This is a genomic window from Pseudomonas meliae, from assembly GCF_001400515.1.
GTDB lineage: Bacteria > Pseudomonadota > Gammaproteobacteria > Pseudomonadales > Pseudomonadaceae > Aquipseudomonas > Aquipseudomonas amygdali.
In genome coordinates this window covers 1-24,732 of the sequence record NZ_LJQT01000154.1, presented here as the reverse complement: position 1 = coordinate 24,732, position 24,732 = coordinate 1, and the positions used below count along the sequence as shown (strand labels likewise).

The window sequence follows — 24,732 nt, the reverse complement described above, 5'->3', positions numbered from 1 at the left end:
GCCAGACGCAACGACAGTAACGAAGGGACGCGCAATTGTCACAGGATGGTGACAATTGAAACACCTGAAAATAAAGGCTCAAAGCCGCTACCTGAAGAGTCATTCCATGGTTCTTGGCAGGTGCAACGTCACCCGCAACCCACCCTCACGCAGGTTCTGCAGGCTGACCTCGCCACCATGACTGTGGGCAATGTTGCGCGCGATACCCAGGCCCAGACCGTAGCCCTGCTGCTGGTTGCCTGCCAGACGAAAATGCGGCTCGAAGACATGTTCCAGACGTTGTTCGGGCACACCAGGCCCTTCGTCATCCACATGCAGGACGAAAGCCGTGGCGTTGTCCTCGACTTTCAGATGAGCCCGATGGCCATATTTAAGGGCATTGTCGATCAGGTTGCCGATGCAGCGCCGCAGTGCCAATGGCTTGCCGGGATAGGCAGCCTGCGCCTCACCCTGCTGGGTGACACGTCCGTCGCCTTCAGCGTTCAGCCAGGGCTCGACCAGGCAATCAAGCAGTGCATTGAGATCCACCGGCTCGATGTTTTCATGAATATCAGTGTCTTTGACGCACTGCAGCGCGCCTTTGACCAGCAATTCCAGTTCGTCCAGGTCGCGGCTGAATTTACGCTGCATGTGCTCATCTTCCAGCAGCTCGACGCGCAACCGTAGCCGGGTGATGGGCGTGCGCAGATCATGAGAGATGGCACTGAACAACTGACCCCGTTCGGTCAGGTAGCGGCTGATACGGGTGCGCATGGCGTTGAACGACCGGCTGACTTCGATCACCTCACTGCCGCCGCCCTCGACCACCGGCTCGACGTCCGCGCCCAGCGACATGTCCCGTGCGGCCCGCGCCAGACGTTTGAGCGGTCGGCTCTGCCAATGCACCAGTAAACCGATGAACAACAGCAAAAACACGCTGGTCAGGACGATGAACGAAACCTGCTGAAGGGGCAGCTCCTGCTCCTCCAGCGAGGTGTAGGGCTCAGGCAGCAGAGAGGCAATGTAGAACCATTCACCGGGCGCCATTTCGATCTGCGTAACCAGCACCGGCGGGTTCACCGGCTCAAGTGTCAGCGCGTAATGCGCCCAGGAGCGCGGCAGTTCATCGAGCTTCAGGCCGCTGTTGAAAATGCGCAGGTCATCAGGCCGCGCAAACCATACGGTGAAGTCCGGCCCATTGCCCAGACGCTGGCGCAATACCTCGCCCACCACGTCCAGCACTGCCTGTTTGCGAGGCGTGGGCTGCATGATTTGCATATCCAGCGGGTGATCGTTGAGCGAGACGACGAAACGGGTCCCGCCCATACTGCGCAGTTGATCCAGCACCATGGGCCGATAGGCCAGCGGCAATGAGCGAAAGTAACTGACACTGGCCGCCATCGAGTACGCGAGGCTGCGCGCGCTGGTCACCAGCCCTTCGGTCTGTGTGGCGCGCAACTGTGACAGCCAGATCACACTGGACAGTGTCTGAGCCAGCAGCACCGCCAGTAACGTCAACAGCAGCATGCGCCCCAGCAATGAGCGCGGCAGTGGCAGGCCGGTTCTTTTCGCTCCTGCCACCGGCGAGTTAATAGCCGTTGCCCGCTTGCGAGTTGACGTTCGCGGCCAGCAGATAACCACTGCCGCGAATGGTACGGATCAGGCGCGGCGACTTGCCAGTATCGCGCAGACGCTGACGCAGCCGACTGACCGCCATGTCGACGATCCGCTCCAGCGGCATCAGCTCACGCCCGCGTGTGGCATTGCCGATAGTGTCGCGGTCGAGAATCTGCTGGGGGTTGTCGAGAAACAGCTTGAGCAGCGCAAAGTCGGCACCGGACAGAATCACTTCTTCGCCGTCATTGTGAAACAACCTGTGACTGACCATGTCCAGCCGCCATTCGTCGAACAGAATGACATCGCCGCCAGGACGCTCCTGACCGAACTGGGCGCGCCTCAACAGTGCCTTGATACGCGCTTGCAGCTCACGCGGACTGAACGGCTTGCCCAGATAATCATCAGCGCCCAATTCCAGGCCGATGACCCGGTCGGCTTCGTCCGAACTGGCAGTCAACATGATGATCGGCACATGCGGCTGGCGCGGATGTTGGCGGATCCATTTGCACAGACTGAAACCGTCTTCATCAGGCAGCATCACATCAAGGATCAGCAAATCACTGGGTTCTTCGTTGAAGGCGCGGCGAAAATCAGCGCCATCACCCACCGTGCGCACCTGAAAACCGGCACGACTCAGGTAGGTGTCCAGCAACTCGCGAATCTCCTGATCGTCATCCACCAGCAGGATCGATTTACTGACTGAACTCAAGTTGAGGCGTCCTTGTTTGACGGTGAATCTTTGTTGCTATGGGATGCTGCTCAGATCTGCGAACCGAAGGCCTGTTGCAGAGCGACGCCTGAGCCCATCAGGCCAGGGTACTCGGCGGTCACCAGCCAGACCGGCAGGTTCTTGAAATAGTCGCTCATCACGCCCTTCTCGGCCATGGCGCGCTTGAAACCGCTGTTGATGAAGAACTCAGTGAAGCGCGGCACCACGCCGCCAACAATGTACACGCCGCCCAGGCTGCCCAGGGTCAGCACATTGTTGCCCACCACCCTGCCGAGAAACACACAGAACTGCTCCAGCACGGCTGCGGCTACCGAGTCGCCCGCCAGCGCTGCCGAGGTGACAGCCGCAGGCGACTTGAGCACTGGCTCGATATCGTCCAGGGCGCAACTGACCTGATAGAGCAACAGCAAGCCCGCGCCACTGAGTACCACTTCAGCGCTGACATGCTCATGCTCAGCCATCAGGCGTGTCCATAACAGGGCCTCGCGTGCGGTGCCGATTGGCAGGTCAGCATGCCCGCCCTCGCCCGGCAGCGCCAGCCAGCGACTGCCGTCAAGCTTGATCAGCGTACCGATGCCCAGCCCGGTACCCGGCCCGACCACCACACGCGGCCGATAAGGCTTGCCAGCGCCAGGGCAAACCGTCAGGTATTCATCTTCCTTGAGCCGGGTCATGCCCAGCGCCATGGCGGTGAAGTCGTTGATCAGCAGCAGGTGATCGACTTTCAGGTCGGCGCAAAATGCCTCACGGCTCAACTGCCAGTGGCTGTTGGTGAACTGGAAAAAATCGCCATCCACCGGTCCGGCCACGGCCAGGCATACGTGGCTGATATCACCGCGCTGCAATTCAAGGTCCTGCAGATAGACTTCGATGGCCTTTTCCGGGCCGGCATAGTCAATGGTCGGGAATACCCGGACAGAATGCAGCGTGTCGTCTTCCCAAATGGCAAAACGTGCATTGGTACCGCCTATATCACCGACCAGGGCCAACTTCACTTGAGCGTCTCCAGACTAGAAGTAAAGGCGCTGGCACCCTGCTCTGCGGAGCTGAAGGCCATGCGCATGAATCCAAAGAGCTCGCGGCCACAGCCGACACTGTTGTCGATCTGGTTGATGGCCGGTTCTCTGGCGGCCAATTCTGACGCTTCGACCAGAACTTGTAACGTGCCTTTTACGCCATCCACACGGATCACATCACCATCGCGCACCAGTGCCAACGGGCCACCATCAAACGCTTCAGGGCAGACATGAATGGCCGCCGGGATCTTGCCCGAAGCGCCCGACATGCGTCCATCGGTGACCAGCGCCACCTTGAACCCGCGATCCTGAAGGACACCCAGAAACGGCGTCATCTTGTGCAGCTCGGGCATGCCGTTGCAACGCGGGCCCTGGAAGCGCATCACGGCGACGAAATCGCACTCCAGCTCGCCGGCCTTGAAAGCGTCGGCCAGCTCTTTCTGATCCTGGAACACCTTGGCCGGTGCTTCGACGATCTGATGCTCCGGAGCCACCGCGGACACTTTCATCACGCCGCGCCCCAGGTTGCCTTCCATGACCCGCAGCCCACCTTCCGGCGAGAACGGACGGGCGACCGGACGCAAAATGTTTTCATCAAGGCTTTCAAGCGGTCCTTCGCGCCAGACCAGCTCGCCATCCTCCAGGAATGGCTCTTTGGTGTAGCGGCTCAAGCCGTAACCGGCCACGGTATTGACGTTTTCGTGCAACAAACCGGCAGCCAGCAACTCACGGATCAGGAACGACATGCCGCCCGCCGCCTGGAAGTGGTTGATATCGGCTTTGCCGTTGGGGTAGACGTGACTCAGGGTTGGCACCACTTCCGACAGGTCGGCCATGTCCTGCCAGGTCAGTTGAATGCCCGCGGCCTGGGCAATCGCCGGCATGTGCAGCGTGTGGTTGGTCGAGCCACCTGTCGCGTGCAGGGCAACGATGGAGTTGACTAGCGAGCGCTCGTCGACGATTTCGCCGATCGGCATGAAGCTGCCGCTCTGCTTGGTCAGACGCGTCACCTGGTGAGCCGCTTCGGCGGTCAGTGCATCGCGCAGTGGCGTGTAGGGATTGACGAACGAGGCACCGGGAAGGTGCATGCCCATGACTTCCATCAGCAGCTGGTTGGTGTTGGCAGTGCCGTAGAAGGTGCAGGTTCCCGGACCGTGATAGGACTTCATTTCCGAGTCGAGCAACTCTTCACGGCTGGCCTTGCCTTCCGCGTAACGCTGCCGTACGTCGGCTTTTTCCTTGTTGGAGATACCTGAAACCATCGGTCCGCCCGGCACGAAGATGGTCGGCAGATGACCAAAACGCAGTGCGCCCATCATCAAGCCAGGGACGATCTTGTCGCAGATACCCAGCATCATCGCGGCGTCGAACATATTGTGTGACAACGCAACTGCCGTGGACATGGCAATCACTTCGCGACTGGCAATCGCCAGCTCCATACCCGGCTCACCCTGAGTCACGCCATCGCACATGGCAGGCACGCCGCCGGCAAACTGACCGACCGAACCAATGTCACGTAAAGCCTGTTTGATCTGGGCAGGAAAGTGTTCGTAGGGTTGATGCGCCGAGAGCATCTCGTTGTAGGAGGAGACGATTGCCACGTTGGCGGCGTTCATCAGACGCAGGCTTTGCTTGTCTTCTGGCCCGCAGGCAGCGACGCCGTGAGCAAAGTTGGCACATTGAAGCTTGCCGCGCATCGGGCCATCGCTCGCTGCGCCGCGAATCAATTGAAGGTAGCGCTGACGGGTATCGCGACTGCGGGCGATGAGTCGCTCGGTTACTTCAAGGACGCGGGGATGCATGTGATGAACTCCAGGCTAACGTCTAAGGTCACCCGTAAAGACGGTTCCGGTTTTCGAGCAGTGACGGGCGGGGAGCAGAACCCTGATCTCGATCAACCGGGAGGGCCTTTCAGGCTTGTAGTTGTAGATAAAACAAAATATTGCCACTAAAAAGGCTTGTTTTCTATTTCTATGAGAATAATCTTGTAATTCCAACAACAAATTCAGAAGGACGGCTGTATGACTCTTCGTATCGCAATCAACGGTTTTGGCCGCATCGGCCGCAACGTCCTACGCGCACTGTATACCCAAGGCTACCGCCAGGACCTGCAGGTCGTCGCCATCAACGATCTTGGCGACAGCGAAATGAACGCACACCTGCTGCGCTTCGACACCGTACACGGCCCTTTCAGCGGCACGGTCGAGTGCGACAAGGATAGCCTGACCGTCAATGGTGACCGTATTTCGGTCAGTGCCATTCGCAATCCGGCCGAGCTGCCGTGGAAGGCGCAGGACATTGATGTAGTGTTCGAGTGCACCGGCCTGTTCACCAGCCGTGACAAGGCCGCAGCGCACCTTACTGCCGGTGCCCGCAAGGTCATTATCTCCGCCCCGGCCAGCGGTGCCGATGCCACCATCGTCTATGGTGTCAACCACGACACGCTGCGTCAGTCGCACCAGATCATCTCCAGTGCATCCTGCACCACCAATTGCCTGGCCCCGGTCGCCCAGGTACTGCACCGTGAACTGGGGATCGAAAATGGCCTGATGACCACCATCCATGCCTACACCAACGACCAGAACCTGATCGATGTCTATCACACCGATCCGTACCGCGCCCGCTCGGCGACGCAGTCGATGATCCCGAGCAAGACCGGCGCTGCCGAAGCAGTGGGCCTGGTACTGCCGGAGCTGGCAGGCAAACTCACCGGCATGGCGGTACGCGTACCGGTCATCAACGTTTCGCTGGTCGACCTGACCGTGACCCTGAAGCGCGAAACCACAGTCGATGAAGTCAACGCGCTGCTGAAAGAAGCCAGCCAGCATTCCAAGGTGCTGGGCTACAACGCCCTGCCGCTGGTTTCCCACGACTTCAATCACAACCCGTTGTCGTCGATTTTCGACGCCAATCACACCAAGGTCAGTGGCAAGTTGCTCAAGGTACTGTCGTGGTACGACAACGAATGGGCGTTCTCCAATCGCATGCTCGACAACTGCCTGGCGCTGCACAACGCCGAGTAAATTCAGCGCCGCAGTGGGCAGCAGCGTAAGATAATTATTTACAGATGCAGGCTTGACCCGACCAAAAGATGAGAAGCATTATCATTTGCTCACATCTCTGGTCGGGCCTCTCTGTGTCGCAGTCACGCTTCAACGATGTCTTTCTGGCCCAGCGCCCGGTTCTGCTACGCACCCTGCAACGCATGGTCGGCAACCAAAACGCTGCCGAAGACCTGCTTCAGGAAACCTGGCTGCGCGTCAGCCGTGCATTGACCGAACACCCCGTCGACCACCTTGAACCCTTCGTCTTTCAGACCGCCCGCAACCTGGCGCTGGATCATTTGCGTGCGCGGCGTATTCATGGCCGGACCATGCTCGAAGATGTCTCACCCGCCCAACTCGAAAGCGTCGTAGCCCAGATGGGCTCGCCTGAGGACGCTGCGCATGCCAAGCGCCTGCTTGAAAACCTGAGTGCCAGCCTGAGTACGTTGAGCCCGCGTCAGCAGAAAATCTTTACCCTCAGCCGCCTCGATGGCCGCAGTTATCTGGAAATCGCCGAGCAGCTTCAGGTCTCCGCCAGTACTGTCCAGAAAGAACTGAAACTGATCATGGCCATCTGCGTAGGCGTCCTCTCAAGACTTGACCCGCCCTGAACCCTGCCGCACGCTGCCAGACTCTTATCGATACAGTTTCAGGATTGCCGAGGAACACTGTGGCCCCGAGAACCGAACGCCCGCACGCGATTGCGCAGGACGTGTTGAGCAATGCTGCAATGGATCAGGCACTGACCTGGCTGGTCGAACTGGAAGGCGCAGACGCCACCGGGCTTGCCCGTTTTCAGGAATGGCTGAACGCCGATCCGGAACACGCACGCGCCTTCGATAAGGCCAGGACACTCTGGAATTCACAGCCGGTTCAGCACGCCGCCGAAAGCATCGCGCAACCCCGCAAGCCATCGGCGTGGCAACGTGTCCGTGCGCAATGGAAACCTCTCGCCACTGCAGCGGTGTTGCTGTTGGGGCTGTTCAGTTTCAGCAATCTGCCGCTGCGCCTGCAGGCCGATCACCTGACGATAGTGGGTGAGCGCCAGCGCCTGGAACTGGCAGACGGCTCGAAAGTGCTGCTCAACACCGACTCGGCGTTCTCCAGTCAGGTAGGTGAACAGCGGCGCTCTGCTCGCCTGCTGCAAGGCGAAGCATTCTTCGATGTCAGTTCCAGAGCGGGCGTGCCACTGGAAATCGAAGCCGGACCGGTGCGCATGAGTGCCAACAGCACCGAATTTTCCGTGCGTTATCTGAACGGCGTTGCCCAGGTAAAAGTGCAGCGCGGCGCTGTCGACGTGCGTGCCACACGCGGCGACTCCAGCGTCAGCCTGGGGGCCGGAGAAAGCGTTCGCGTGGGGCCTGCTGGCTTCGGGCATCGTGAAAAGCTTGACCCGGTCAGGGATTTCGCCTGGGTGCAAGGTCGACTGATCTTCGACAACCGTCCGCTGAGCGAAGTGCTGACCGAGCTGCGTCGTTACTATCCCGGCTGGATCATCAACACCAACCCGCAACTGGATCGTGTGGCGGTGACCGGAAACTATCGCCTGGACAACCCGCTCGACGTGGTGCGGTCGCTGGCACAGATCACCTCGGCAAGCCTTCAGGAAATGCCCGCGCTGGTGATTCTCAACTGAAGAAAAGTTTTTTTACTCGATAGCGACTGCCCGTTCGTCTAGTTATAGCCAATGCAACTGATTCTCATTTTGAAACGGTTTGTAAACACTATAACGAGCAACACCCCAGGGAGCGCTACCGATGTCATCCACGTTCACGCCTGCCGCCCAACCATGCGTACGGCTCACGCTATCTCTGCTGACACTTGCAGTGCTGGGCGCCAGTCTACAGACGGTCAACGCCAGTGCTGCCAGTGAAAGCACCCAGGCGGCACGTTCGGCAGGCACCTACAACTTCTCGATTGGCCAGCAATCGCTGGTGTCGGCACTCAATGAATTCAGCCGCATCACCGGCTGGCAGGTGGGCGTGTCATCGGATCTCGCGCAAAACGTCACCTCCCAGGGTGCCCGCGGCAACCTGAGACCTGCGCAGGCGCTGGACACCCTGCTGGCCGGCAGCTCACTGAGCTATCGCAATCTGGGTAACAACAATGTAGTGCTGGAAAGGCGCACCGCAACCGTCGGCGTCATGGCCCTCGATCAGATCACCGTCAGCGCCACGCGTCAGGCACAGGATGTCGCCACGGTACCAAGCACCGTCAGCGTGCATTCCCGTGAAGAACTGGACCGCAGCAACGTCAACACCATCCGTGATCTGGTGCGCTACGAGCCGGGGGTTTCGGTGGGCGGCGCAGGCCAGCGCGCAGGCACAACCGGCTATAACATCCGCGGCATTGACGGCAATACTGACTCAGGTCGACGGCGTGGAAGTCCCGGACAGCTTTTTCACCGGTCCTTATGCGCAGACCCATCGCAACTATGTCGACCCGGAGATCGTCAAGCGCGTGGAAATCCTCCGCGGTCCGGCCTCGGCCCTGTACGGCAGCAGCGCAATTGGTGGGGTGGTCAGTTATTACACGCTGGACCCGGATGACATCATCAAGCCCGGCAAGGATGTCGGCGCACGCCTCAAGACCGGTTACAGCTCGGCAGACGAAAGCTGGTTGAACTCGGCCACTGTCGCAGGCCGTCAGGGCGAGTTTGACGGCTTGCTGCACGTGAGCCAGCGCAATGGTCATGAGACCGAATCCTATGGCGAAACAGGTGGCACAGGCCTGAGCCGCACCGAAGCCAACCCTGAGGATGCGCGCAGCACCAACGTGCTGGCCAAGCTGGGCTGGAATTATACCGACGGTTCGCGTCTGGCTCTGGCCTACGAAAAGTACAAGGACGACCGCGACAGCAACCTGAAAAGCGCAGTCGGCGGGCCGTTCACCAACGGCAGCGGGCTGGGCATGTATCAATCGCGCGAGGGTAACGACACCATCACCCGCGAGCGCTTCGGGGTCGAAAACAGCTTCGCCGTCGATAGCCTGCTGGTCGACAACCTCAAGTGGAGCCTGAATTACCAGACCGCAAAGACTGATCAAAACACCCGGGAGCGGTACTTTCCGTTTTCCCGAGATGTCATTCGTGATCGCGACACGCACTATCAGGAAAAGCAGTGGGTATTCGATGCCCAACTGGACAAGGCATTCTCTATCGCCAGCACGGACCATGTGCTGACCTACGGTACGACGGTAAAACAGCAGAAAGTCACCGGGCTGCGCAGCGGCAGCGGGACCTGTGCACGCGTATTCGGCTCCTGCCGCGTGGTCGGTGCAGACAGCCCGAGCGACCGTCTGGCCGCGACGAGCGATTTCCCGGACCCGACCATCACCAGCTATGCGCTGTTCGCCCAGGATCAGATCAGTTGGAACGACTGGACCTTCATGCCCGGCGTGCGTTATGACCACACCACACTCGACCCGAAGTTCACGCCAGAATTTCTCAGGTCGGTCAGCCTGGCCGACCCAGGTCAGGGCAACGACGAAACGCGGACATGGCATCGCTTGTCGCCCAAGTTCGGTGTGACTTATGCATTCAGCGACGCCTACACCTGGTACGGCCAGTATGCCGAAGGTTTCCGCACACCGTCGGCCAAGTCACTTTATGGACGCTTCGAAAACCCGACGGCAGGCTACGTGGTTGAGCCCAATCCGAACCTGGAGCCGGAAACCAGCAAAAGCTATGAAACCGGTTTACGCGGTCGCTTCGAAGCGGGCTCGTTCGACATCGCGGTGTTCTACAACAAATACCGTGACTTCATCAACGAGGACGCCATCACCCCCGGTTACAGCGAACTCACGTTCCAGTCCAACAACATCAAGCACGCAACCATGAAGGGCGCGGAATTCAAAGGGCGCATCAATCTCGACAGCATCGGTGCGCCAAACGGTCTCTACAGCCAGGCATCGGTTGCCTACGTGCAGGGCCGCAACAACGATACAGGCGAGCCAATCAACAGCGTCAACCCGCTGACCGGTGTGATCGGCCTGGGCTATGACCAGAATGACTACGGCGGCCTGCTGAGCTGGACGCTGGTCAAGCGCAAGAATCGCGTGGATGACAGCAATTTCCACACGCCGGACGGCACCTCCAGTCAATTCAAGACCCCGGGCTACGGCATTCTGGACCTAAGCGGCTACTACAAGGTCAGCAACGATGTGACCGTCAATGCGGGTCTGTACAACCTGACCGACAAGAAATACTGGCGCTGGGATGATGTGCGCGGCTACGACGGCGTGGGCGAAGCTGGTGTGACGGCGCCCGCTAATCTGGATCGCCTGACCCAGCCGGGACGCAACTTCAGCGTCAACGTGGTGTGGGACATATGAACCCGAAAGTAGCGTAAAGCCCGTCGCCGAGCACATCGGCGGCAGGCTTTTTTACGCTTTCGGGTGCAGCTATTCGTCTATTCAACAAGCCCCCTTTTTCAGCAAGGAAGAACTCGATGACCCTTGATCAGAACCGACCGACTCTGCGTTCGCAACGCCTGAATCAGATTACCCACGCGCCGCACGAACAGCTCGACAAGGCGGTCAAGGCACATGCGCCGTTTGAAACCCTGGCCAGCTACGCTCGCTTCGTGGTTGCTCAATACCTTTTTCAGACGGAACTGCAAAGCCTGTACAACGAGCCTGCGCTAGGGGCGATCATCAACGACCTGCCGGCCCGCTGCCGCGCAGAACAGGCCGGGGCGGATCTTGCCGACCTGAACATGGATCTTCCCCTGCCGGTGGCTGGCGCAGTACAAACGCCGAGCACCGCAGAAGCGCTCGGCTGGCTATTTGTTTCCGAAGGTTCCAAGCTGGGTGCTGCATTCCTGATCAAACGTGCTGAAGCCTTGAACCTGAGCCACAGCTTTGGTGCCCGGCATCTGAGCGAGCCTGCCGGAGGCCGCGCAGCAGGCTGGAAGACCTTTGTCAGGACGCTTGACGAGCTGTCGCTGACCGCCGAGCAGGAAGCAGCACTTGATCGAGGCGCCATTGCCGCATTCGAGCGTTTCAATGTCCTGCTGCAACACGCCTACGCCGATGCCCCGGTTGCAGACATGGCACAGGCATGAAAAAGCGCCCGGTGCTGTTAAGCTGGCCGGGCTCCCCGAACCTGCCTGTAGAGACCATGACGTACAAACCACCCGGCTCAAAACTCTCGCGCCTGTTATACGGCATCCTCGCCTATGTCGCCCTCGGCATCGGCATTGTCGCGATCTTCATTCCCGGCTTGCCGACCACCGAGTTCATTCTATTGGCGGCCTGGGCGGCGACACGCAGCTCGCCGCGTCTGAATGCCTGGCTGGAAAACCATCGTGTGTTCGGCCCAATTCTGCACAACTGGCGCAACGGCAGACTGGTCGCCCGCAAGGCCAAGATCAGCGCCACCATCAGCATGCTGGTCTGCGCCGTGGTGATGCTGAGCCTGATCGGCCACGCCTGGTGGCTTTATCTGGCTCTTACCGGTATGGCGCTGGGTAATCTGTGGATATGGTCGAGGCCGGAACCGGACAAGATCGATCGTTGAGCGCAGGCATGATGCGAGCTGCACCCTGCACGAGGCTGAACCGTCCGGTCGCGAGCAGTGTCAGACTGAACACACTCAACACTTGATGGAGTCACTTCATGTACGAGCCAGGCCATCTGCACCTCACCCACGTGGCGCTGCAGCCATCGGATATCAGCTATGACATCCACTTGCGCTACAACGTGGAGGAAGATCCCAAGCAAGGCACGTCCATGCACTTCACCATGCAGGGCGAAATCAACGGCAAGCCGTTCGAAGAGCAGTTCCAACTGCCCCGTGACCTTGCCTTCAACTTCGCCCATGACGCCAGTCGCATCGCGATCAGACACGGCTTGCCCAACTCGGCCGCACTGCCCATCGCCCAGCACAAGGACTACGACCGAATGTTCGCGGACATTCGCGACAAACTCCACGCCAAATCAGGCGACCCGGTCAAGCCGGAGCATCTGGAGTAAGCGCCAGGCTCCTCTTGGCAACGGGAGCACGAGGTCCGGAGAACACTCTCGTGCCCATGCTCCGCGTGGGTATGCCGTTCCGGACGCTCTGCGTCCTCTCCTGAATAAGCGGCGTAGCGTAAATCCATGACGCAGAGCGTCAAGAAGGGCATTCCCACGCTGGAGCGTGAGGAACGATAGTTGCACGGGAGAACACTATCGTACTCATGCCCACCACCGGATTTCACCAAACCTGCCGCTACAAGGCATACTTGCCGCCTTCTAATCCGCGAACCGTCAACGCCTCATGCGCATCCATGTCAGCTTCATCGACCGCGTCGGTATCACCCAGGAAGTGCTGGCGATCCTGGGTGGGCGCAACCTGAATCTGGATGCCGTGGAGATGGTACCGCCCAATGTCTATATCGACGCGCCGACCCTCAGCCACCAGATGCTCGAAGAACTCAAGGACGCGCTGTTTCGGGTTCGTGGGGTAGAAGCAATCACTGTGGTCGACATCCTGCCGGGTCAGCGCCGCCATCTGCAACTGGACGCGCTGCTCGCCGCCATGACCGACCCAGTACTGGCACTGGACAGCGCCGGGCATGTGCTGCTGGCCAATCCCGCGTTGATCGCACTGATCGGCCGGGAACCTGCGGGCGAACCGATTGCTGAACTGTTCGCCGACCCCGGTCTGCAAGCAGCATTGCTGGAAAACAGCTTTCGACTGCCATTGCGCGAAATCACCCTCAACGGTGAAGCGCTGTTGCTGGATGCCACCCCGATCACCGAGGCGGGTGCGCTGATTACCCTGTACCTGCCCAGCCGTATCGGTGAGCGCCTGTCGGCGCTGCATCACGATCACGCCGAAGGTTTCGATGCGCTGCTCGGCGAGTCAGCCGCAATCCGCACCCTCAAGGCGCGCGCGCAACGTGTGGCGGCGCTGGATGCACCGTTGCTGATTCAAGGTGAGACCGGCACCGGTAAAGAACTGGTAGCGCGGGCTTGCCACGCCAGCAGCGCGCGTCACGGCGAGCCATTCCTGGCACTGAACTGCGCGGCGCTGCCGGAAAACCTGGCTGAAAGCGAACTGTTCGGTTATGCCCCGGGCGCCTTCACCGGTGCCCAGCGCGGTGGCAAGCCGGGGCTGATGGAACTGGCCAATCAGGGCACCGTGTTTCTTGATGAAATCGGCGAAATGTCGCCTTATCTGCAAGCCAAACTGCTGCGCTTTCTCAACGATGGCAGCTTCCGGCGTGTCGGTGGAGACCGGGAGGTCAGGGTCAATGTGCGTATCCTCAGCGCTACCCACCGCGATCTGGAAAAAATGGTCAGCGAAGGCACTTTCCGTGAAGACCTTTTCTACCGCCTCAACGTCCTCAATCTCGAGGTACCGCCGCTGCGCGAACGCGGGCAGGACATTCTGCTGCTGGCCCGCTACTTCATGGAACAGGCCTGCGCGCAGATTCAGCGTCCAGTGTGCAGGCTTGCGCACGGCACTTACCCTGCTCTGCTGGGCAATCGCTGGCCGGGCAATGTTCGTCAATTGCAGAACGTGATTTTCCGTGCTGCCGCCATCTGCGAACACACTCAAGTGGATATAGGCGATCTGGATATCGCAGGCACTGCAGTTGCGCATCCGCACGACAGCCCCGTGGACAGCCTCGAACATGCCGTCGAGGCATTTGAAAGAAATCTGCTGGAAAAACTCTACGCAGACTACCCATCTACCCGTCAGTTGGCCGCGCGTCTGCATACATCGCACACCGCCATCGCTCATCGACTGCGAAAATATGGAATACCGGGCAAGCGCTAATCTATTGACGCCATTTATCGAAAATATATTCCGAAAAGATTCATTTAATAACTAATCTGCCGATACTGATCTGGTATGGTCCACAAACCTCTTATCATCCATTTGAGTGGATGCCCGTAAGTGTGATTACGGCCGTAATGGCAGAAAGGTCAGGTAGTACCGGGAAGTGATATGTCAACCCCGCCAGCAGACCGCCCGCTTGCCGACTCTCAGTCTCGTGCTGAAAAAATCGTCGAATCTCGCCGTCAGAAAATCCTGCTCAAAACCGGCGCACTGCAGGACGCGACTTTCAACAGCGCCTACTTCTCCAGCATCGCGACCGACGAACACGGCGTCATCCAGATATTCAACGTGGGTGCCGAACGCATGCTCGGTTACCACTCCGAAGATGTGGTCGACAAAATCACGCCGGCAGATATCTCCGACCCCGCCGAGCTGATCATCCGCGCGGCAGCGCTCAGCCATGAACTGAACACGCCCATCACGCCGGGCTTTGAGGCACTGGTATTCAAGGCTTCGCGTGGCATCGAAGACATCTACGAATTGACCTACATCCGCAAGGACGGCAGCCGCTTGTCGGCCATGGTGTCGGTCACTTCACTGCGAGACAGCGCCGAAACCATCATTGGTTATCTACTGATCGGCACCGACAACACCGCGCGCAAGCAGGAAGAGGAAGCCCAGGCTCTACTGGACCAGCGGTTGCGTGACCAGCAGTTCTACACCCGCTCGCTGATCGAATCGAACATCGACGCGCTGATGATGACCGACCCGCAAGGCATCATTTCCGACGTCAACAAGCAGATGATGGCGCTGACCGGGCGCACCCGTGATGAGTTGATCGGCGCGCCCTGCAAAAACTTCTTCACAGACCCGGCGAGTGCCGATGCCGCGATCAAACGCGTGCTCAGCGAACATAAGGTCAGCGACTACGAACTCACCGTGCGTGCCTACGACGGCACCGAAACCGTGGTGTCCTACAACGCTGCGACTTTTCATGACCGGGACCGCAAGCTCAAGGGTGTCTTCGCTGCCGCCCGGGACGTGACCGGGCGCAAGCGCTTCGAACGCACGCTGGAAGAAAAAAACGTCGAGCTGGAACGTTAATCAGCGAGAGCAGATGCTGGCCGCTGTTGAAGATATCGCCGATGTACCGTCGCTGGGCATCGGTCATGTCGCCGACCATGCCGTCCTTGAGCGCCTCGGAAAAACCGATGACGGCGTTCAGCGGTGTGCGCAACTCGTGGGACATGGTGGCAAGGAACTCGGACTTCATATGGCTGGCGCCTGTCCAAGGTCGAAGCCGGAATGATGACGCTGGAGCTTGAACCGGTCGATCTGGACGAATTGCTGAGCAACAGCCTGCTGATCGTTCGCGAGCAAGCCGCCCTGCAACGCATCCAGTTGAAACTGGAAACCGAAGCCGACTTCGGTCTGCTTGAGCTGGATCGGCGCAAGACCAAGCAGATTGTCTACAATTTGCTGGCCAACGCAGTGAAATTCAGCGAACCCGGCGGCTGGGTGACGCTGGCAGTGCGCCAAGTGTCATTTGCCCGGGCAGGCGTCATCGAGGGTGACTGGCCAGCACACACGTTTCCATTGCCTTCCGGTGACTACGAGCAGTTTCTGGAACTGAGCGTCAGCGACACAGGAATCGGTATCGCCCAAAGCGATATGAACAAACTGTTCAAAGCCTTCAGTCAGATCGACAGTGGTCTGGCACGCAAATTCGAGGGTACCGGACTGGGCCTGGCGATGGTCAAGCAGCTGACCGAACTGCATGGCGGCTGCGTCGCGGTCGCAAGCGTCAAGGACCTCGGCGCACGCTTTGTGGTCTGGCTGCCCATCCGCCCGCCTGAATGCGAGGAGGCACGATGGCCCAGATCCTGATAATTGGCGAATATGCGCCTGACGGAGCTGTTATTGACCAGCGCCGGTCACAGCGTACTGTCGGCAGTCGATGCTGAAACAGGCCTGAAACTGGCCCGTGAGCGTCAGCCCGACCTGATTCTGATGGATATTCACCTGCCGGAAATGGACGGCCTAAGTGCCACCGCGCTGTTGAAGAAAGACGCCGGCACAGCCGCGATCCCGGTGGTCGCCTTGACCGCAATGGCCATGAAGGAAGACAAGGAAAAGATCCGTCTGGCGGGCTGCAACGCTTACATCATCAAACCATTGCGCTACAAGGAGCTGTACCGGGTTATCGACACCCTGCTGGAAAAAAACTGCCTCAACAGCCAATTACCTGAGCATTCGATATGACCCAGAGCGCCGCGACCATTCTGATTATCGATGACGGTGTCCATGTCCGGAACCTGCTTGAGGTTCTGCTGCAGAATCAGGGTTATCGGACGCTGACTGCGGAGTCGGGCGAGCTGGGGCTGGCCATGGTCGAACTACAAGCGCCTGACCTGATCCTGCTGGACATCATGATGCCGGGCATGGACGGTTACGAAGTCGCCAGTCAGCTCAAGGCCAGCAAGAGCACCGCCAATATACCGATCATCATGCTCTCGGCACTCGACGAGCAAAGTGCGCGTTTGTCAGGGCTGGAAGCCGGTGCCGAGGAATACCTCAACAAACCGGTGGACAGCGCCGAGCTATGGTTACGTGTGCGTAACCTGCTGCGCCTCAAGGCGTTTGGCGACTACCTGAAAAACCACAGCCTGATCCTCGAAGACCAATTGCAGCAGCGCACCATCGACCTTGAGCGTTTTCGTACGGTGATGGACGCTTCTGAAGATGCCATTTTCCTGATCAACCGCAACACCATGAGCCTGATCGAATTCAACCGCAGGGCATGTCAGCTGCTGGGCTACACCGCTGAAGAACTGGCGCACAAGACCCCGGCCGAGCTGGGCGAGACGTCAATGGAAAATCTGGAAGTCGTGTATGACCAGATCATCGCCGGCAAAGGCCCCAGCGAACCACTGGAAACCCAGATTCGCGACAAGAGCGGACGCGATGTCGAGGTAGAGATCCATCGCCAGGCCTATCGTACCGGCGAGGACTGGGTCATCGTCGGCATCGTCCGCGACATCACCCGGCGCAAGGAAAGCGATCAGCGCCTGATGACCATGGCCCACTACGACGCACTGACCGGCCTGCCCAATCGGGACCTGTTTTTTACCAGCCTGCAAATGGGCGTGACCCAGGCGGCCATCAGCCGCTGGAAGCTGGCGGCACTGACGGTGAATCTGGATGGCTTCAAGAACATCAACGAAACCTGGGGGCATGTACTGGGCGACAAGGTGCTGCTGGAAGTCAGCCACCGCCTGTCGGAGTGCCTCAACGCCAGCGACACCCTTGGACGCGTGGATGGCGATCAGTTTGCACTGATTCTGATGCTTCGTGACGGCCAGGCCGATACCCGCCAGACACTGGACCGCATTCGCAACGCATTGCGCGTGCCTTTTCAGTTGGAAGGCCAGAGTATCGTCATGACCGCCAGTATCGGCATCGCACTTTATCCGGAGGACGGCGAAGACTCCCGCGAGCTGATCAAACACGCCTACACCGCAATGAACAGTGCTAAAAAAATAGGCCCGGACACCTATCGGTTCTATACCGCGCAGATGAACGCTGACGTCTCGGCACGCCTGGACCTCGAAGCGGCCTTGCGTGACGCCGTGCAAAAACAGGCGTTCGAGATTGTCTACCAGCCTAAACTCAACCTGACTGACAACCGGGTATGCGGGCTTGAAGCCTTGCTGCGCTGGCCGCGCCCTGGTCAGTCAGGCATTTCGCCCGCCGTATTTGTTCCGGTGCTGGAAAGTCTGGGGTTGATCGGTGAAGTCGGCAACTGGGTGGTCGACAGCGTTTGCGCGCAGATTGCGCGCTGGCAACGTTCCGGGCTGGGCTCTTTTCAGATGGCAGTCAACATCTCCGGGCAGCAGATTTCCAGCAGCAGTCTGGTGGCCGACATTCGTCAGGCACTTGAGAAACACAAGGTTGCGCCGCAGTGGCTGGAGGTCGAACTGACGGAAAGCTCGTTGATGGAAAACACCTCTCACACCATCGCTACCCTGGGTGCGCTACGCGCCAATGGCGTGAGTATTTCCATCGACGATTTCGGCACCGGCTATTCAAGTCTGGCCTACTTGCGCCGATTCCCTATCGACAAGCTTAAAATCGATATCGCATTCATTCGCGAAGTGACCAGCAACCCACAGGACGCGGCCATTGCCAGAGCCATCATTGAACTGGCTCACAGCCTCGACCTGAAGGTTATCGCCGAAGGTGTGGAAACACCCGAGCAACTGGCGTTTCTGCGTGAAAACCATTGCGATCAAATCCAGGGTTACCTGATCAGCAAGCCGCTGCCACTTGGAGAGCTCGAGGTCTTTCTTCGATCACCGGCAAGCCGCGTCGGGTGACACAGCATAGTCGGCACAGGCGGTGCCGATCATGCCATTTTTGAAGGAGTTCGCTGCATGCGGTGTTTGCCAGCTGTACTTTTAGGGATGCTAAGTGTGGCAGGTCTGGCTCAGGCGCAAACGCCGAGCGATGCCGGACTGATCGAGGACAACGCAGCAGCCAGTACACCCACCTCGTCCAGCGAAGCGCGGGGCGTATTGCGCGCAACCAATCAGGCGGTCCTCGCCAGCGAGTTGTCCGGCCGTATTACGGCCTGCCTTTCCGCAACTCAAGGTCGACATGGCGCGCCTGGAAACCGAAGCGCTGGCCAGTCGTCCAGAACTGCGCGAACAGGATTACCAAACCCGTATCAGCTCGGCCGAGACCCGCAAGGCCATGCTGCGCATGCTGCCGGGCCTGGAGTTCTCGGCAGGCGGCCCATTACGACAGCAACTCGTTTCTGGTCAACGACAAATGGGCTGATCTGGGCGTAAAAGTCACCTGGAACCTGTTCAATGTGCTCCATTGACGTCGCCAAGGCCGGCGAAGAAGTCGCTACTGCGCGTCGTCAGGCAATGTCCATTGCCGTACTGGCCCAGCTCTACGTGGCCAACGCCAACTACAACGAGGCGTTGCGCCAGTTCAAAACCAGCCAACAGCTGTCGAGCATCGACAGCCAGATCGTCGGTCAACTGCGCAATCGCTATCAGGCAGCCGGTCTGGGCGAGCTGGATCTGATTCAGGGCGAACTGAACACCCTGCAGGCTGATCTGCGTCGCGACCTGGCATATGCCGACCTGCGCAACGCTTACGGCCAGATTTTCGTCAGTGCGGGTCTGGATCCACTGCCGTCGGAGCTTTCATCCACCAAGGTGCAAGCCATTGCTGTTGCACTGGATGCGCGCGAGTCGCAGTGGGAAGCAGGTAATATTTCAGTAGCCGCTACCACGCCCAAGCCTTGAGCCTGCGTCATGAACGACCACCCGGTCAGCGCTGTGCGCTGGCTGGGTGCAGTAACGCCCCTCGCCTCGCAACGAAATCGTTCCACTGTAATGATTTCACTCCATTTCAGCTTACTCCCCTTGCATCAAGGCCTTGATCAGGCACGTATTTTCAAATACCTGAACGGTGTAGCGATTTCGCTACAGATGAAATCGATCGCACTGACCTAATAATCAGTAACTATTTGATTTATATGAAAAAATAAAACATGGCTGCTAAATTGCTTACCCATAGCTCATATTGTTCGCGTGCTGCGCGAGCCCTGTTCTCCGAGGAGTTTGTATGAGCGAGTTGCGATTCACCGTTGACCATGAATGGCTGCGTGCCGAAGCCGACGGCAGCATTACGGTCGGCATCACGCCCTATGCGCAAGAGTCGCTGGGCGACGTAGTCTTCGTGCAGCTCCCGGATTTGCAGGCCTACACTCAACACGCTGAAGTGTCAGTGGTGGAATCGGTGAAAGCCGCCAGCAGCATCAATATGCCGCTGGACGATGAAGTGGTCGAGGTCAATTCAGTCCTCGATGACACGCCGGAGCTGGTCAATGAAGACGCTCTCGGTGCAGGCTGGTTTTTTCGTTTCATTCCACAGGATGCCGACGCCATCCACGGCCTGCTGGATCAGGACGCCTACGACCGCCTGATCAAAGCCAACGCCCAAGCCTGAGGAGCACGCCATGACTGACCGTATTGAACTGACCACTGCCAACGAATTCATCGCCCGTCACATTGGCCCGCGCGCTGCCGACGAGCAGGCCATGTTGCAGACGCTGGGTTTCGACTCCATTGAAGCGCTGAGCGAAAGCGTTATCCCGGAAAGCATCAAGGGCACCAGCGTGCTGGACCTGCCTGCCGGGCAGAGCGAAGCCGATGCGCTGGCGTCCATCAAGGCCATCGCCGGCAAGAATCAACTGTTCAAGACCTACATCGGCCAGGGTTACTACAACACCCACACGCCGGCACCGATCTTGCGCAACCTGCTGGAAAACCCGGCCTGGTACACCGCCTATACCCCATACCAGCCGGAGATTTCCCAAGGCCGTCTGGAGTCACTGCTCAATTTCCAGACGCTGATCAGCGACCTGACCGGCCTGCCGATTGCCAACGCGTCCTTGCTCGACGAAGCGACCGCTGCTGCCGAAGCAATGACCTTTTGCAAACGTTTGAGCAAGAACAAAGGCAGCCAGCAGTTTTTCGCCTCCAGCCACTGCCACCCGCAGACACTTGATGTGTTGCGTACCCGTGCCGAGCCATTGGGCATTACCGTTGTGGTGGCGGATGAAGCCGAGTTGGGCGACGTCAGCGATTACTTTGGCGCGTTGCTGCAATACCCGGCCAGCAACGGCGACGTGTTCGATTACCGCGAACTGGTCGAACGTTTCCATGCTGCCAACGCGCTGGTCGCCGTGGCTGCCGACTTGCTGGCACTGACGTTGCTGACCCCGCCAGGCGAATTTGGCGCCGACGTGGCCATCGGCAGCGCACAACGCTTCGGTGTACCGCTGGGCTTCGGCGGCCCGCACGCGGCTTACTTCTCGACCCGTGATGCCTTCAAGCGCGACATGCCGGGCCGCCTGGTCGGCGTATCGGTGGACCGTCACGGCAAGCAGGCCCTGCGTCTGGCCATGCAGACCCGCGAACAGCATATTCGTCGCGAGAAGGCCACCAGCAACATTTGCACTGCACAGGTTCTGCTGGCCAACATCGCCAGCATGTACGCCGTCTACCACGGCCCGCGCGGCCTGACACAAATCGCCAAACGCGTTCACCAGTTGACCGCGATCCTTGCCGAAGGCTTGAGCACGCTGGGTCTGAAGGCCGAGCAGGCATTCTTCTTCGACAGCCTGACCCTTAACACCGGCAGCAGGACCGCTGCGCTGCACGCAGCGGCTCGCGCCAGGCACATCAACCTGCGTGAAATCGACGACCAGCACCTGGGTCTGTCACTGGACGAAACCACCTCGCAGTCGGCAGTTGAAACGCTGTGGGAAATCTTCGCCAGCGACGGTCAGAACCTGCCGGACTTCACCGCACTGGCAGCCAGCGTCCCGTCGCGCCTGCCCGCTGCACTGCTGCGCCAGTCGGCAATCCTCAGCCACCCGGTGTTCAACCGCTACCACTCTGAAACCGAACTGATGCGCTACCTGCGCAAGCTGGCTGACAAGGATCTGGCGCTGGACCGCACCATGATTTCACTGGGCTCGTGCACCATGAAGCTCAACGCCGCCAGTGAAATGATCCCGGTGACCTGGGCCGAATTCGGCAACCTGCACCCGTTCGCCCCGGCCGAGCAGAGCGCCGGGTATCAACAATTGACCGACGAGCTAGAGGCCATGCTCTGTGCGGCCACCGGCTATGACGCAATCTCGCTGCAACCGAACGCCGGCTCCCAGGGTGAATATGCCGGCCTGCTGGCCATCCGCGCTTATCACCAGAGCCGTGGCGATGAGCATCGCGATATCTGCCTGATCCCTTCATCGGCACACGGCACCAACCCGGCCACAGCCAACATGGCCGGTATGCGTGTCGTGGTCACCGCCTGCGATGCACGTGGCAACGTCGATATCGAAGACCTGCGCGCCAAGGCCGTTCAACACCGCGACCAGCTTGCGGCGATCATGATCACCTACCCGTCGACCCACGGCGTGTTCGAAGAAGGCATCCGTGAAATCTGCGGCATCGTTCATGACAACGGTGGCCAGGTCTACATCGATGGCGCAAACATGAACGCCATGGTTGGTCTCTGCGCTCCGGGCAAATTCGGTGGCGATGTATCGCACCTCAACCTGCACAAGACCTTCTGCATTCCGCACGGCGGCGGTGGCCCAGGCGTTGGTCCGATCGGCGTCAAATCCCATCTCGCCGCGTTCATGCCCGGCCATGCACGCATGGAGCGCAAGGAAGGCGCAGTCTGCGCAGCCCCGTTCGGCAGCGCCAGCATCCTGCCAATCACCTGGATGTACATCCGCATGATGGGCGGCGAAGGCCTGAAACGCGCTTCGCAATTGGCGATCCTCAACGCCAACTACATTTCGCGCCGCCTGGAAGAGCACTACCCGGTGCTGTACACCGGCACCAACGGGCTGGTTGCCCACGAATGCATCCTTGACCTGCGCCCTATCAAGGACAGCAGCGGCATCAGCGTCGATGACGTGGCCAAGCGTCTGATCGACTTTGGCTTCCATGCCCCGACCATGTCGTTCCCGGTTGCCGGGACCTTGATGATCGAGCCGACCGAGAGCGAGTCCAGAGAGGAACTGGACCGTTTCTGCGACGCCATGATCAAGATCCGTGAAGAAATACGCGCGGTTGAAAACGGCACACTGGACAAAGACGACAACCCGTTGAAAAACGCACCGCACACCGCTGCGGAAATCGTCGGCCAGTGGAGCCATCCTTACAGCCGCGAACAGGCGGTGTATCCGGTTGATTCGTTGATCGAGAACAAGTACTGGCCTCCGGTCGGCCGTGTCGACAACGTCTTCGGCGACCGCAATCTGGTCTGTGCCTGCCCGTCCATCGAGAGCTATCAGGAAGCCTGATAGCCCCGTGCCCTGGCATGCCTGTGCGCACTCGATAGTGAGTGTGCGCAGGCAATGCCGTTCTGCATGGCCCGCTCAACAAGGAATTGAACATGTCCACAGAAACCCTGCTGACCACTCCCCTGCACGCCCTTCACCGCGAACTCGGCGCGAAGATGGTGCCCTTCGCCCGTTACGACATGCCCGTGCAATACCCGGCTGGCGTAATGAAAGAACATTTGCACACTCGCGCGCAGGCCGGCCTGTTCGATATCTCGCACATGGGCCAGATTCGTCTTACCGGTACAGATGCTGCCAAGGCCCTTGAGGCCCTGGTGCCAGTGGACATCATTGACCTGCCAGTCGGCATGCAACGCTATGCGATGTTCACCAACGATGCTGGCGGCATTCTCGATGACCTGATGGTTGCCAATCTCGGTAATGATCAACTGATGCTGGTGGTCAACGCGGCCTGCAAGAATCAGGACCTGGCGCACTTGCGCAAGCACCTGGCGGGGCATTGCACTATCGAACCGCTGTTCGAAGAACGCGCCCTGCTCGCCCTGCAAGGTCCGGCCGCTGTCACGGTGCTGGCGCGCCTTGCGCCGGAAGTGGCGAAGATGACCTTCATGCAGTTCGCCAGCGTCAAGCTGCTGGACGTTCAATGCTATGTCAGCCGCTCGGGCTATACCGGCGAAGACGGCTATGAAATTTCAGTCCCGGCCGAACAGGCTGAAGCCCTGGCGCGCCGCCTGCTGGAAGAACCGGAAGTTGCCCCGATCGGTTTGGGCGCACGTGATTCGCTGCGACTGGAAGCAGGTCTGTGCCTGTACGGTCATGACATGGACACCGACACCTCCCCCGTAGAGGCCAGCCTGTTATGGGCTATTTCCAAAGTGCGTCGCGCAGACGGTGCACGTGCAGGCGGCTTCCCGGGAGCAGAGCAGGTCTTTGCCCAGCAACAGAACGGTGTCGCCAAAAAACGTGTCGGCCTGCTTCCCGAAGAACGCACGCCAGTGCGTGAGGGCACAGAAATCGTCGATGAACAGGGCGCTGTCATCGGCACTGTCTGCAGTGGCGGTTTTGGCCCGAGCCTGGCTGGCCCGCTGGCCATGGGTTATTTGAACAACGCTTACACCGCGCTGGATACACAGGTCTGGGCAATGGTGCGCGGCAAGAAAGTGCCCATGCGCGTTGCAAAAATGCCTTTCGTTGCACAACGTTACTTTCGCGGCTAAACAACGGCGTCAAAAAAACAGCAATACTTCGCTGTTGCGCAGGTGCTGTTACACACTACTGTTTCGGCCGTGTTTCAACCGAGTGAACAGTCTGTTGTATATGCCAAAAATGCACCTATAAAGTGCAAAATGTTATGACAGACCAAACACCGTGCACAGCAGGCAAACACGCCGGGCATAAGGCTCTACCCCCCGGAAACAGGGTACAAGGCAGGGGGGTTGTATTTGTAACGAGAGTTGGCGTAGAGTTTCCGGACTGTGTTTGCATGGGTCGCCGAATCTGGACCTGGGCAGTAGCTCTAGGTTTGCTACAACCCGTTCTACGTTTCTTACTTCCTGCAACCAGCCCCAGTGCTCTTTCGTGTGAAAGAGGCTGTAACCAATTCAAGTCAAGCGTCAAGGAAATAAGAAAATGGCTGATCGTCAGAGCGGTACCGTCAAGTGGTTCAACGATGAAAA

General features: G+C 59.2%; 16 protein-coding genes and 7 pseudogenes. 18 read left to right on the top strand and 5 right to left on the bottom strand.

Annotation, left to right across the window (positions count from 1 at the left end; translation table 11 throughout):
- Window positions 1–99 precede the first annotated feature (99 nt).
- From ALO64_RS06870 to edd, 4 genes are all read right to left on the bottom strand, one after another.
- The gene (locus ALO64_RS06870; RefSeq protein WP_044344172.1) at window positions 100–1,506 is read right to left on the bottom strand and encodes an ATP-binding protein; all 1,407 of its coding nucleotides are present in this window, start codon (window positions 1,504–1,506) and stop codon (window positions 100–102) included.
- 61 nt (window positions 1,507–1,567) lie between these two features.
- Entirely contained in the window at window positions 1,568–2,305 is a 738-nt protein-coding gene (locus ALO64_RS06865; protein ID WP_004656016.1) for a response regulator, read from the bottom strand.
- Between the two features lie 50 nt (window positions 2,306–2,355).
- Entirely contained in the window at window positions 2,356–3,321 is a 966-nt protein-coding gene (locus ALO64_RS06860; protein WP_044344162.1) for a glucokinase, read from the bottom strand.
- Window positions 3,318–5,144 (bottom strand): phosphogluconate dehydratase, encoded by a 1,827-nt coding sequence (edd, locus tag ALO64_RS06855; protein WP_044344163.1) that lies wholly within the window; start codon window positions 5,142–5,144, stop codon window positions 3,318–3,320. The genes ALO64_RS06860 and edd overlap by 4 nt, the downstream gene beginning before the upstream one ends.
- Before the next feature lie 219 nt (window positions 5,145–5,363).
- Between edd and gap the strand changes: the two genes are divergently transcribed.
- The 9 genes and pseudogenes from gap to ALO64_RS23995 form a co-directional block, all read left to right on the top strand.
- Window positions 5,364–6,365 (top strand): type I glyceraldehyde-3-phosphate dehydrogenase, encoded by a 1,002-nt coding sequence (gap, locus tag ALO64_RS06850; protein ID WP_002552314.1) that lies wholly within the window; start codon window positions 5,364–5,366, stop codon window positions 6,363–6,365.
- Between the two features lie 113 nt (window positions 6,366–6,478).
- On the top strand, window positions 6,479–6,997 hold the full coding sequence (locus tag ALO64_RS06845; protein WP_002552313.1) for an RNA polymerase sigma factor: 519 nt from the start codon (window positions 6,479–6,481) through the stop codon (window positions 6,995–6,997).
- 59 nt (window positions 6,998–7,056) lie between these two features.
- Complete coding sequence (locus ALO64_RS06840) at window positions 7,057–8,022, top strand: FecR family protein (RefSeq protein WP_005732720.1); 966 nt, start codon at window positions 7,057–7,059, stop codon at window positions 8,020–8,022.
- 121 nt (window positions 8,023–8,143) lie between these two features.
- Window positions 8,144–10,718 (top strand): annotated as a pseudogene (locus ALO64_RS06835) (TonB-dependent receptor).
- A gap of 116 nt (window positions 10,719–10,834) precedes the next feature.
- Window positions 10,835–11,449 carry a biliverdin-producing heme oxygenase gene (locus tag ALO64_RS06830; RefSeq protein WP_002552309.1) on the top strand — a complete coding sequence of 205 codons (615 nt, stop codon included), beginning with the start codon at window positions 10,835–10,837 and terminating at the stop codon, window positions 11,447–11,449.
- A complete protein-coding gene (locus ALO64_RS06825; protein ID WP_002552308.1) occupies window positions 11,446–11,904 on the top strand; it encodes a YbaN family protein in 459 nt (152 codons plus the stop codon). The genes ALO64_RS06830 and ALO64_RS06825 overlap by 4 nt, the downstream gene beginning before the upstream one ends.
- Window positions 11,905–12,002: 98 nt before the next feature.
- Window positions 12,003–12,359 carry a DUF5064 family protein gene (locus tag ALO64_RS06820; protein ID WP_002552307.1) on the top strand — a complete coding sequence of 119 codons (357 nt, stop codon included), beginning with the start codon at window positions 12,003–12,005 and terminating at the stop codon, window positions 12,357–12,359.
- A 286-nt stretch (window positions 12,360–12,645) separates the two neighbouring features.
- Window positions 12,646–14,154: a sigma-54-dependent transcriptional regulator gene (locus ALO64_RS06815; protein WP_004666133.1), complete on the top strand. Its 1,509-nt coding sequence runs from the start codon at window positions 12,646–12,648 to the stop codon at window positions 14,152–14,154.
- Window positions 14,155–14,325: 171 nt separating this feature from the next.
- A pseudogene (locus tag ALO64_RS23995) lies at window positions 14,326–15,257 on the top strand (PAS domain-containing protein); the annotation flags it as partial.
- Here ALO64_RS23995 and ALO64_RS23990 read toward each other — a convergent pair.
- Window positions 15,257–15,439: pseudogene (locus tag ALO64_RS23990) on the bottom strand (histidine kinase dimerization/phospho-acceptor domain-containing protein); the annotation flags it as partial. The pseudogenes ALO64_RS23995 and ALO64_RS23990 sit on opposite strands and share 1 nt — an antisense overlap.
- On the opposite strand from ALO64_RS23990, the pseudogene ALO64_RS23985 reads away from it, so the two are divergent.
- The 9 genes and pseudogenes from ALO64_RS23985 to gcvT all read left to right on the top strand — a co-directional run.
- A pseudogene (locus tag ALO64_RS23985) lies at window positions 15,439–16,044 on the top strand (sensor histidine kinase); the annotation flags it as partial. The pseudogenes ALO64_RS23990 and ALO64_RS23985 overlap by 1 nt on opposite strands.
- 12 nt (window positions 16,045–16,056) lie before the next feature.
- Window positions 16,057–16,406 (top strand): annotated as a pseudogene (locus ALO64_RS06805) (response regulator).
- Window positions 16,407–16,415: 9 nt separating this feature from the next.
- Window positions 16,416–18,533, top strand: a complete 2,118-nt coding sequence (locus ALO64_RS06800) for a putative bifunctional diguanylate cyclase/phosphodiesterase (protein ID WP_044344164.1) — start codon at window positions 16,416–16,418, stop codon at window positions 18,531–18,533.
- A gap of 87 nt (window positions 18,534–18,620) precedes the next feature.
- Window positions 18,621–18,782 (top strand): annotated as a pseudogene (locus ALO64_RS23980) (efflux RND transporter periplasmic adaptor subunit); the annotation flags it as partial.
- Window positions 18,783–18,795: 13 nt separating this feature from the next.
- Window positions 18,796–19,475, top strand: a pseudogene (locus tag ALO64_RS06795) (TolC family protein); the annotation flags it as partial.
- 9 nt (window positions 19,476–19,484) lie between these two features.
- Window positions 19,485–19,685, top strand: a complete 201-nt coding sequence (locus tag ALO64_RS06790) for a hypothetical protein (protein WP_044344165.1) — start codon at window positions 19,485–19,487, stop codon at window positions 19,683–19,685.
- Between the two features lie 112 nt (window positions 19,686–19,797).
- The gene (gcvH, locus tag ALO64_RS06785; protein WP_044344166.1) at window positions 19,798–20,181 is read left to right on the top strand and encodes a glycine cleavage system protein GcvH; all 384 of its coding nucleotides are present in this window, start codon (window positions 19,798–19,800) and stop codon (window positions 20,179–20,181) included.
- A gap of 10 nt (window positions 20,182–20,191) precedes the next feature.
- Window positions 20,192–23,056, top strand: a complete 2,865-nt coding sequence (gene gcvP, locus ALO64_RS06780; RefSeq protein ID WP_044344167.1) for an aminomethyl-transferring glycine dehydrogenase — start codon at window positions 20,192–20,194, stop codon at window positions 23,054–23,056.
- A gap of 92 nt (window positions 23,057–23,148) precedes the next feature.
- Window positions 23,149–24,273 carry a glycine cleavage system aminomethyltransferase GcvT gene (gene gcvT, locus ALO64_RS06775; RefSeq protein WP_044344168.1) on the top strand — a complete coding sequence of 375 codons (1,125 nt, stop codon included), beginning with the start codon at window positions 23,149–23,151 and terminating at the stop codon, window positions 24,271–24,273.
- Window positions 24,274–24,732: the final 459 nt, after the last annotated feature.